This window comes from Bacillus sp. FSL M8-0071 (assembly GCF_037975455.1).
GTDB classification, from domain to species: Bacteria; Bacillota; Bacilli; order Bacillales; family Bacillaceae; genus Bacillus; species Bacillus subtilis.
Genome location: NZ_CP150256.1, coordinates 1 through 11,270 on the forward strand (window position 1 = coordinate 1; position 11,270 = coordinate 11,270).

Genomic DNA, 11,270 nt, shown 5'->3' on the forward strand with positions numbered 1-11,270 from the left:
ATGGAAAATATATTAGACCTGTGGAACCAAGCCCTTGCTCAAATCGAAAAAAAGTTGAGCAAACCGAGTTTTGAGACTTGGATGAAGTCAACCAAAGCCCACTCACTGCAAGGCGATACATTAACAATCACGGCTCCCAATGAATTTGCCAGAGACTGGCTGGAGTCCAGATACTTGCATCTGATTGCAGATACTATATATGAATTAACCGGGGAAGAATTGAGCATTAAGTTTGTCATTCCTCAAAATCAAGATGTTGAGGACTTTATGCCGAAACCGCAAGTCAAAAAAGCGGTCAAAGAAGATACATCTGATTTTCCTCAAAATATGCTCAATCCAAAATATACTTTTGATACTTTTGTCATCGGATCTGGAAACCGATTCGCACACGCTGCTTCCCTCGCAGTAGCGGAAGCACCCGCGAAAGCTTACAACCCTTTATTTATCTATGGGGGCGTCGGCTTAGGGAAAACGCACTTAATGCATGCGATCGGCCATTATGTAATAGATCATAATCCTTCTGCCAAAGTGGTTTATCTGTCTTCTGAGAAATTTACAAACGAATTCATCAACTCTATCCGAGATAATAAAGCCGTCGACTTCCGCAATCGCTATCGAAATGTTGATGTGCTTTTGATAGATGATATTCAATTTTTAGCGGGGAAAGAACAAACCCAGGAAGAATTTTTCCATACATTTAACACATTGCACGAAGAAAGCAAACAAATCGTCATTTCAAGTGACCGACCGCCAAAGGAAATTCCGACACTTGAGGACAGATTGCGCTCACGTTTTGAATGGGGACTTATTACAGATATCACACCGCCTGATCTAGAAACGAGAATTGCAATTTTAAGAAAAAAAGCCAAAGCAGAAGGCCTCGATATTCCGAACGAGGTTATGCTTTACATCGCGAATCAAATCGACAGCAATATTCGGGAACTCGAAGGAGCATTAATCAGAGTTGTCGCTTATTCATCTTTAATTAATAAAGATATTAATGCTGATCTGGCCGCTGAGGCGTTGAAAGATATTATTCCTTCCTCAAAACCGAAAGTCATTACGATAAAAGAAATTCAGAGGGTAGTAGGCCAGCAATTTAATATTAAACTCGAGGATTTCAAAGCAAAAAAACGGACAAAGTCAGTAGCTTTTCCGCGTCAAATCGCCATGTACTTATCAAGGGAAATGACTGATTCCTCTCTTCCTAAAATCGGTGAAGAGTTTGGAGGACGTGATCATACGACCGTTATTCATGCGCATGAAAAAATTTCAAAACTGCTGGCAGATGATGAACAGCTTCAGCAGCATGTAAAAGAAATTAAAGAACAGCTTAAATAGCAGGACCGGGGATCAATCGGGGAAATTGTGAATAACTTTTCGGAAGTCATACACAGTCTGTCCACATGTGGATAGGCTGTGTTTCCTGTCTTTTTCACAACTTATCCACAAATCCACAGGCCCTACTATTACTTCTACTATTTTTTTATAAATATATATATTAATACATTATCCGTTAGGAGGATAAAAATGAAATTCACGATTCAAAAAGATCGTCTTGTTGAAAGTGTCCAAGATGTATTAAAAGCAGTTTCATCCAGAACCACGATTCCCATTCTGACTGGTATTAAAATTGTTGCATCAGATGATGGAGTATCCTTTACAGGAAGTGACTCAGATATTTCTATTGAATCCTTCATTCCAAAAGAAGAAGGAGATAAAGAAATCGTCACTATTGAACAGCCCGGAAGCATTGTTTTACAGGCTCGCTTTTTTAGTGAAATTGTAAAAAAATTGCCGATGGCAACTGTAGAAATCGAAGTCCAAAATCAGTATTTGACAATTATCCGTTCTGGTAAAGCTGAATTCAATCTAAACGGATTGGATGCTGATGAGTATCCGCACTTGCCGCAGATTGAAGAGCATCATGCGATTCAGATCCCAACTGATTTGTTAAAAAATCTAATCAGACAAACAGTATTTGCAGTGTCCACCTCAGAAACACGCCCTATCTTGACAGGTGTAAACTGGAAAGTGGAGCAAAGTGAATTATTATGCACTGCAACGGATAGCCACCGTCTTGCATTAAGAAAGGCGAAACTTGATATTCCAGAAGACAGATCTTATAACGTCGTGATTCCGGGAAAAAGTTTAACTGAACTCAGCAAGATTTTAGATGACAACCAGGAACTTGTAGATATCGTCATCACAGAAACCCAAGTTCTGTTTAAAGCGAAAAACGTCTTATTCTTCTCACGGCTTCTGGACGGGAATTATCCAGACACAACCAGCCTGATTCCGCAAGACAGCAAAACAGAAATCATTGTGAACACAAAAGAATTCCTTCAGGCCATTGATCGTGCATCTCTTTTAGCCAGAGAGGGACGCAACAACGTTGTAAAACTGTCTGCAAAACCGGCTGAATCCATTGAAATTTCTTCCAACTCGCCGGAAATCGGTAAAGTTGTGGAAGCAATTGCTGCGGATCAAATTGAAGGTGAGGAATTAAATATCTCTTTTAGTCCAAAATATATGCTGGATGCACTAAAGGTGCTTGAAGGAGCAGAAATACGCGTAAGCTTTACAGGCGCAATGAGACCTTTCTTAATTCGCACGCCGAATGATGAAACGATTGTACAGCTTATCCTTCCTGTCAGAACCTATTAATCCGATACACTGCTGCCGACCTGTCGGCAGCTTTTCTATTCGGTATCTGCTCCGACAAGTTTTCCCTTTCCCTAATTCGTTTTTTTTTAGTACAATTAGATATTAGTGATATTTGAAAGAGGTCGATATAATGGCAAATCCGATTTCAATTGATACAGAGATGATTACACTCGGACAATTCTTAAAATTAGCCGATGTGATTCAGTCTGGCGGTATGGCGAAGTGGTTTTTAAGCGAGCATGAAGTGCTTGTGAACGATGAGCCGGACAACCGCCGGGGCAGAAAGCTGTATGTTGGAGATGTGGTAGAGATTGAAGGATTTGGTTCATTTCAAGTCGTCAATTAAAGCGGGTGACACTGATTGTATATCCAGAACTTAGAACTGACATCTTACCGCAACTACGACCATGCTGAACTTCAATTTGAAAATAAAGTAAATGTGATCATCGGAGAAAACGCCCAGGGGAAGACAAACCTCATGGAGGCGATCTATGTCTTGTCCATGGCGAAATCGCACCGGACATCAAATGACAAAGAACTTATACGGTGGGACAAAGACTATGCTAAAATAGAGGGAAGAGTGATGAAGCAAAACGGGGCGATCCCGATGCAGCTCGTCATCTCCAAAAAGGGTAAAAAGGGCAAGGTCAATCATATTGAACAGCAAAAGCTCAGCCAGTATGTCGGGGCCCTCAACACCATTATGTTCGCGCCGGAAGATTTAAATCTTGTAAAGGGAAGCCCTCAAGTGAGAAGGCGGTTTCTTGACATGGAAATCGGACAGGTTTCTCTCGTCTACCTTCATGATCTTTCTCTTTACCAGAAAATCCTTTCCCAGCGGAATCATTTTTTGAAACAGCTGCAAACAAGAAAACAAACTGACCGGACGATGCTCGATGTTCTGACCGATCAGCTTGTAGAAGTTGCAGCAAAAGTCGTCGTAAAACGCCTGCAGTTTACAGCACAGCTCGAGAAATGGGCGCAGCCCATCCATGCAGGCATTTCAAGAGGGCTTGAAGAACTGACCCTGAAATACCATACAGCTCTTGAGGTATCAGATCCCCTAGATTTGTCGAAAATAGGAGATAGCTATCAAGAAGCGTTTTCTAAATTAAGAGAAAAAGAAATTGAGCGTGGTGTGACGCTGTCAGGGCCTCATCGCGATGATGTTCTTTTCTATGTGAACGGACGCGATGTGCAGACGTATGGTTCTCAAGGACAGCAGCGAACGACGGCGTTGTCCCTTAAGCTGGCGGAGATTGACCTGATCCATGAAGAAATCGGAGAATATCCCATTTTACTATTGGATGATGTACTGAGTGAACTGGATGATTATCGCCAGTCACACTTGCTTCATACGATCCAAGGCCGTGTACAAACGTTTGTCACAACGACAAGCGTTGATGGCATTGATCACGAAACCTTACGTCAAGCAGGAATGTTCCGTGTGCAAAATGGTGCGTTAGTGAAGTGAAGAAATGAGGTGAGCAATTGTATATTCATTTAGGTGATGACTTTGTGGTTTCAACACGAGATATTGTCGGCATTTTTGACTTTAAAGCCAACATGTCGCCTATTGTTGAAGAATTTCTGAAAAAACAGAAACACAAGGTGGTGCCTTCCGTAAACGGCACGCCCAAATCTATCGTAGTCACGGTTCAGAATATATATTACTCTCCCTTATCTTCCAGCACATTAAAAAAACGTGCGCAATTTATGTTTGAAATAGATTCTTAGAAATTTTTTATCACGAATATATCGTTTAGAAAAGTGTAGGTGAATGACGTGGCTATGGAACAGCAGCAAAACAGTTATGATGAAAATCAGATACAGGTACTAGAAGGATTGGAAGCTGTTCGTAAAAGACCGGGGATGTATATCGGTTCGACAAACAGCAAAGGCCTTCACCACCTGGTATGGGAAATTGTCGACAATAGTATTGACGAAGCCCTCGCCGGTTATTGTACGGATATCAATATCCAAATCGAAAAAGACAACAGTATCACGGTTGTAGATAATGGCCGCGGTATTCCAGTCGGTATTCATGAAAAAATGGGCCGTCCTGCGGTAGAAGTCATTATGACGGTACTTCATGCCGGAGGAAAATTTGACGGAAGCGGCTATAAAGTATCCGGAGGATTACACGGTGTAGGTGCGTCTGTCGTAAACGCACTATCAACAGAGCTTGATGTGACGGTTCACCGTGACGGTAAAATTCACCGCCAAACTTATAAACGCGGAGTTCCGGTTACAGACCTTGAAATCATTGGCGAAACGGATCATACAGGAACGACGACACATTTTGTCCCGGACCCTGAAATTTTCTCAGAAACAACCGAGTATGATTATGATCTGCTTGCCAACCGCGTACGTGAATTAGCCTTTTTAACAAAGGGCGTAAACATCACGATTGAGGATAAACGTGAAGGACAAGAGCGCAAAAATGAATACCATTACGAAGGCGGAATTAAAAGTTATGTAGAGTATTTAAACCGCTCTAAAGAGGTTGTCCATGAAGAGCCGATTTACATTGAAGGCGAAAAGGACGGCATTACGGTTGAAGTGGCTTTGCAATACAATGACAGCTACACAAGCAACATTTACTCGTTTACAAACAACATTAACACGTACGAAGGCGGTACCCATGAAGCTGGCTTCAAAACGGGCCTGACTCGTGTTATCAACGATTACGCCAGAAAAAAAGGGCTTATTAAAGAAAATGATCCAAACCTAAGCGGAGATGACGTAAGGGAAGGGCTGACAGCGATTATTTCAATCAAACACCCTGATCCGCAGTTTGAGGGCCAAACGAAAACAAAGCTGGGCAACTCAGAAGCACGGACGATCACCGATACGTTATTTTCTACGGCGATGGAAACATTTATGCTGGAAAATCCAGATGCAGCCAAAAAAATTGTCGATAAAGGCTTAATGGCGGCAAGAGCAAGAATGGCTGCGAAAAAAGCCCGTGAACTAACACGTCGTAAGAGTGCTTTGGAAATTTCAAACCTGCCCGGTAAGTTAGCGGACTGCTCTTCAAAAGATCCGAGCATCTCCGAGTTATATATCGTAGAGGGTGACTCTGCCGGAGGATCTGCTAAACAAGGACGCGACAGACATTTCCAAGCCATTTTGCCGCTTAGAGGTAAAATCCTAAACGTTGAAAAGGCCAGACTGGATAAAATCCTTTCTAACAACGAAGTTCGCTCTATGATCACAGCGCTCGGCACAGGTATTGGGGAAGACTTCAACCTTGAGAAAGCCCGTTACCACAAAGTTGTCATTATGACAGATGCCGATGTTGACGGCGCGCACATCAGAACACTGCTGTTAACGTTCTTTTACAGATATATGCGCCAAATTATCGAAAATGGCTACGTGTACATTGCGCAGCCGCCGCTCTACAAGGTTCAACAGGGGAAACGCGTTGAATATGCGTACAATGACAAGGAGCTGGAAGAGCTGTTAAAAACTCTTCCTCAAACGCCTAAGCCTGGACTGCAGCGTTACAAAGGTCTTGGTGAAATGAATGCCACCCAGCTATGGGAGACAACCATGGATCCTAGCTCCAGAACACTTCTTCAGGTAACTCTTGAAGATGCAATGGATGCGGACGAGACTTTTGAAATGCTTATGGGCGACAAGGTAGAACCGCGCCGAAACTTCATAGAAGCGAATGCGAGATACGTTAAAAATCTTGACATCTAATCATAAAAAGCCTTATTTCCAATAAGAAATAAGGCTTTTTTCTGAACAAGATCAGATGCAGCAATGCTTGCAGTACCTATATATTCTAGCAATTTAATGTGTATAATCATAAGTTTATTGATATAATGGAGAATAGTGAAATCGTATTGAAGGTCATAATGGACAATCTACTCCCACATATTTCATGTGATACTTCAGGGAGGTTTTTTAATGAGTGAACAAAACACACCACAAGTTCGTGAAATAAATATCAGTCAGGAAATGCGTACGTCCTTCTTGGATTATGCAATGAGCGTTATCGTGTCCCGTGCTCTTCCGGATGTTCGAGACGGTTTAAAACCGGTTCATAGACGGATTTTGTATGCAATGAATGATTTAGGCATGACAAGTGACAAGCCTTATAAAAAATCAGCGCGTATCGTTGGAGAAGTTATCGGGAAATACCACCCGCACGGTGATTCAGCGGTATATGAATCCATGGTCAGAATGGCTCAGGATTTCAACTACCGTTATATGCTCGTTGACGGTCATGGAAACTTCGGTTCTGTTGACGGAGACTCAGCGGCGGCCATGCGTTATACAGAAGCAAGAATGTCTAAAATCTCAATGGAGATTCTTCGTGACATCACAAAAGACACAATCGATTACCAGGATAACTATGACGGGTCAGAAAGAGAACCTGTCGTTATGCCTTCAAGGTTCCCGAATCTGCTCGTGAACGGTGCTGCCGGCATTGCGGTAGGTATGGCAACAAACATTCCTCCGCACCAGCTGGGAGAAATCATTGACGGTGTACTTGCTGTCAGTGAGAATCCGGACATTACCATTCCAGAGCTTATGGAAGTCATTCCAGGGCCTGATTTCCCGACCGCGGGTCAAATCTTGGGACGCAGCGGTATCCGGAAAGCATACGAATCAGGCCGAGGCTCTATCACGATCCGGGCAAAAGCTGAGATCGAACAAACATCTTCGGGTAAAGAAAGAATTATCGTTACAGAGTTACCTTACCAAGTAAATAAGGCGAAATTAATTGAGAAAATTGCAGATCTCGTAAGGGACAAAAAGATAGAGGGTATCACAGATCTGCGTGATGAGTCAGATCGTACAGGTATGAGAATTGTCATTGAAATCAGACGCGACGCCAATGCAAATGTCATCTTAAACAATCTGTACAAACAAACTGCTCTACAAACATCTTTTGGCATCAACCTGCTTGCACTTGTTGATGGCCAGCCGAAAGTTTTAACTCTTAAGCAATGCCTGGAGCATTACCTCGACCATCAAAAAGTTGTCATTAGACGCCGTACTGCTTATGAATTGCGTAAAGCGGAAGCGAGAGCTCATATCCTGGAAGGATTGAGAGTTGCACTGGATCATCTCGATGCAGTTATCTCCCTTATCCGTAATTCTCAAACGGCTGAAATTGCGAGAACAGGTTTAATTGAACAATTCTCACTGACAGAGAAGCAAGCACAAGCGATCCTTGATATGAGGCTCCAGCGTTTAACGGGACTGGAACGTGAAAAGATAGAAGAAGAATACCAATCTCTTGTTAAATTAATTGCAGAGCTAAAAGACATCTTGGCAAATGAATATAAAGTGCTTGAGATCATTCGTGAAGAACTCACGGAAATCAAAGAGCGTTTTAACGATGAAAGACGCACTGAGATCGTCACTTCTGGACTGGAGACAATTGAAGATGAAGATCTCATCGAGAGAGAAAATATCGTAGTTACTCTGACGCACAACGGATACGTCAAACGTCTTCCTGCATCAACTTACCGCAGTCAAAAACGAGGCGGAAAAGGTGTACAAGGTATGGGAACAAACGAAGATGATTTCGTTGAGCATTTGATCTCTACGTCAACTCATGACACGATTCTCTTCTTCTCGAACAAGGGGAAAGTGTATCGTGCAAAAGGGTATGAAATCCCTGAATACGGCAGAACGGCAAAAGGAATCCCGATTATTAACCTGCTGGAGGTAGAAAAGGGTGAGTGGATCAACGCGATTATTCCAGTCACGGAATTCAATGCGGAGCTTTACCTTTTCTTCACTACAAAGCATGGGGTTTCAAAACGAACATCGCTATCTCAATTCGCTAATATCCGCAACAATGGTCTAATCGCTCTGAGTCTTCGTGAAGATGATGAACTGATGGGTGTACGTCTGACTGACGGCACAAAACAAATCATCATTGGAACGAAAAACGGTTTACTGATCCGTTTCCCTGAAACAGATGTCCGGGAGATGGGAAGAACTGCGGCGGGCGTAAAAGGCATCACTCTGACGGATGACGACGTTGTTGTCGGCATGGAGATATTAGAGGAAGAATCACACGTCCTTATCGTAACTGAAAAAGGGTACGGAAAACGAACTCCGGCTGAAGAGTACAGAACCCAAAGTCGGGGCGGAAAAGGACTCAAAACAGCGAAAATCACCGAGAACAACGGCCAACTAGTAGCAGTGAAAGCTACTAAAGGTGAAGAGGATCTAATGATTATTACAGCTAGCGGCGTACTCATCAGAATGGACATCAATGATATCTCCATCACCGGACGTGTCACTCAAGGTGTGCGTCTCATCAGAATGGCAGAAGAAGAGCATGTTGCTACAGTAGCTTTAGTAGAGAAAAACGAAGAAGATGAGAATGAAGAAGAACAAGAAGAAGTGTGAGAAAAAGCGCAGCTGAAATAGCTGCGCTTTTTTGTGTCATAACCCTTTACAGTCATAAAAATTATGGTATAATCATTTCTGTTGTCTTTTAAAAGACACAAACATGACCATTATGACTAGTAAAAACTTTTTCAAAAAAGTATTGACCTAGTTAACTGAAAATGTTATTATTAAGTAGTCGCTTCGAGAGAAGCGCACAAAGTTCTTTGAAAACTAAACAAGACAAAACGTACCTGTTAATTCAGTTTTTAAAAATCGCACAGCGATGTGCGTAGTCAGTCAAACTAGGGCCTGCACGACGCAGGTCACACAGGTGTCGCCGCAGGATGCGGTGAACTTAACCTGTGATCCATTTATCGGAGAGTTTGATCCTGGCTCAGGACGAACGCTGGCGGCGTGCCTAATACATGCAAGTCGAGCGGACAGATGGGAGCTTGCTCCCTGATGTTAGCGGCGGACGGGTGAGTAACACGTGGGTAACCTGCCTGTAAGACTGGGATAACTCCGGGAAACCGGGGCTAATACCGGATGGTTGTTTGAACCGCATGGTTCAAACATAAAAGGTGGCTTCGGCTACCACTTACAGATGGACCCGCGGCGCATTAGCTAGTTGGTGAGGTAACGGCTCACCAAGGCAACGATGCGTAGCCGACCTGAGAGGGTGATCGGCCACACTGGGACTGAGACACGGCCCAGACTCCTACGGGAGGCAGCAGTAGGGAATCTTCCGCAATGGACGAAAGTCTGACGGAGCAACGCCGCGTGAGTGATGAAGGTTTTCGGATCGTAAAGCTCTGTTGTTAGGGAAGAACAAGTACCGTTCGAATAGGGCGGTACCTTGACGGTACCTAACCAGAAAGCCACGGCTAACTACGTGCCAGCAGCCGCGGTAATACGTAGGTGGCAAGCGTTGTCCGGAATTATTGGGCGTAAAGGGCTCGCAGGCGGTTTCTTAAGTCTGATGTGAAAGCCCCCGGCTCAACCGGGGAGGGTCATTGGAAACTGGGGAACTTGAGTGCAGAAGAGGAGAGTGGAATTCCACGTGTAGCGGTGAAATGCGTAGAGATGTGGAGGAACACCAGTGGCGAAGGCGACTCTCTGGTCTGTAACTGACGCTGAGGAGCGAAAGCGTGGGGAGCGAACAGGATTAGATACCCTGGTAGTCCACGCCGTAAACGATGAGTGCTAAGTGTTAGGGGGTTTCCGCCCCTTAGTGCTGCAGCTAACGCATTAAGCACTCCGCCTGGGGAGTACGGTCGCAAGACTGAAACTCAAAGGAATTGACGGGGGCCCGCACAAGCGGTGGAGCATGTGGTTTAATTCGAAGCAACGCGAAGAACCTTACCAGGTCTTGACATCCTCTGACAATCCTAGAGATAGGACGTCCCCTTCGGGGGCAGAGTGACAGGTGGTGCATGGTTGTCGTCAGCTCGTGTCGTGAGATGTTGGGTTAAGTCCCGCAACGAGCGCAACCCTTGATCTTAGTTGCCAGCATTCAGTTGGGCACTCTAAGGTGACTGCCGGTGACAAACCGGAGGAAGGTGGGGATGACGTCAAATCATCATGCCCCTTATGACCTGGGCTACACACGTGCTACAATGGACAGAACAAAGGGCAGCGAAACCGCGAGGTTAAGCCAATCCCACAAATCTGTTCTCAGTTCGGATCGCAGTCTGCAACTCGACTGCGTGAAGCTGGAATCGCTAGTAATCGCGGATCAGCATGCCGCGGTGAATACGTTCCCGGGCCTTGTACACACCGCCCGTCACACCACGAGAGTTTGTAACACCCGAAGTCGGTGAGGTAACCTTTTAGGAGCCAGCCGCCGAAGGTGGGACAGATGATTGGGGTGAAGTCGTAACAAGGTAGCCGTATCGGAAGGTGCGGCTGGATCACCTCCTTTCTAAGGATATTTTACGGAATATAAGACCTTGAGTCTTATAAACAGAACGTTCCCTGTCTTGTTTAGTTTTGAAGGAACTTTGTTCCTTGAATAAGTTAAGATGGGCCTGTAGCTCAGCTGGTTAGAGCGCACGCCTGATAAGCGTGAGGTCGGTGGTTCGAGTCCACTCAGGCCCACCATCTTATATAACGGGGCCTTAGCTCAGCTGGGAGAGCGCCTGCTTTGCACGCAGGAGGTCAGCGGTTCGATCCCGCTAGGCTCCACCAACGTGTTCTTTGAAAACTAGATAACAGTAGACATCACATTCAATTAGTAA

General features: G+C 44.3%; 7 protein-coding genes, 2 tRNA genes and 1 rRNA gene. All 10 read left to right on the plus strand.

The features are described from left to right. The 10 genes from dnaA (at position 1) to MKX71_RS00050 (ending at position 11,220) form a co-directional block, all read left to right on the plus strand. Positions 1-1,341: a chromosomal replication initiator protein DnaA gene (gene dnaA, locus MKX71_RS00005; RefSeq protein WP_003242674.1), complete on the plus strand. Its 1,341-nt coding sequence runs from the start codon at positions 1-3 to the stop codon at positions 1,339-1,341. Positions 1,342-1,530: 189 nt separating this feature from the next. Then, complete coding sequence (gene dnaN / locus MKX71_RS00010) at positions 1,531-2,667, plus strand: DNA polymerase III subunit beta (protein ID WP_003226811.1); 1,137 nt, start codon at positions 1,531-1,533, stop codon at positions 2,665-2,667. Positions 2,668-2,797: 130 nt separating this feature from the next. Beyond that, on the plus strand, positions 2,798-3,013 hold the full coding sequence (gene rlbA, locus MKX71_RS00015; protein WP_003226810.1) for a ribosome maturation protein RlbA: 216 nt from the start codon (positions 2,798-2,800) through the stop codon (positions 3,011-3,013). Positions 3,014-3,028: 15 nt separating this feature from the next. Beyond that, complete coding sequence (gene recF / locus MKX71_RS00020) at positions 3,029-4,141, plus strand: DNA replication/repair protein RecF (RefSeq protein ID WP_043858426.1); 1,113 nt, start codon at positions 3,029-3,031, stop codon at positions 4,139-4,141. A gap of 17 nt (positions 4,142-4,158) precedes the next feature. After that, the gene (gene remB, locus MKX71_RS00025; RefSeq protein WP_003219266.1) at positions 4,159-4,404 is read left to right on the plus strand and encodes an extracellular matrix regulator RemB; all 246 of its coding nucleotides are present in this window, start codon (positions 4,159-4,161) and stop codon (positions 4,402-4,404) included. A 54-nt stretch (positions 4,405-4,458) separates the two neighbouring features. Beyond that, positions 4,459-6,375 (plus strand): DNA topoisomerase (ATP-hydrolyzing) subunit B, encoded by a 1,917-nt coding sequence (gene gyrB / locus MKX71_RS00030; protein WP_003226808.1) that lies wholly within the window; start codon positions 4,459-4,461, stop codon positions 6,373-6,375. Positions 6,376-6,585: 210 nt separating this feature from the next. Next, complete coding sequence (gyrA, locus tag MKX71_RS00035) at positions 6,586-9,051, plus strand: DNA topoisomerase (ATP-hydrolyzing) subunit A (protein WP_003244540.1); 2,466 nt, start codon at positions 6,586-6,588, stop codon at positions 9,049-9,051. A 353-nt stretch (positions 9,052-9,404) separates the two neighbouring features. Further along, positions 9,405-10,954 (plus strand): 16S ribosomal RNA (locus MKX71_RS00040). Positions 10,955-11,056: 102 nt separating this feature from the next. Continuing rightward, positions 11,057-11,133, plus strand: a tRNA-Ile gene (locus tag MKX71_RS00045). Positions 11,134-11,144: 11 nt separating this feature from the next. Next, positions 11,145-11,220 (plus strand) — tRNA-Ala (locus MKX71_RS00050). The last annotated feature ends 50 nt before the right edge of the window (positions 11,221-11,270 follow it).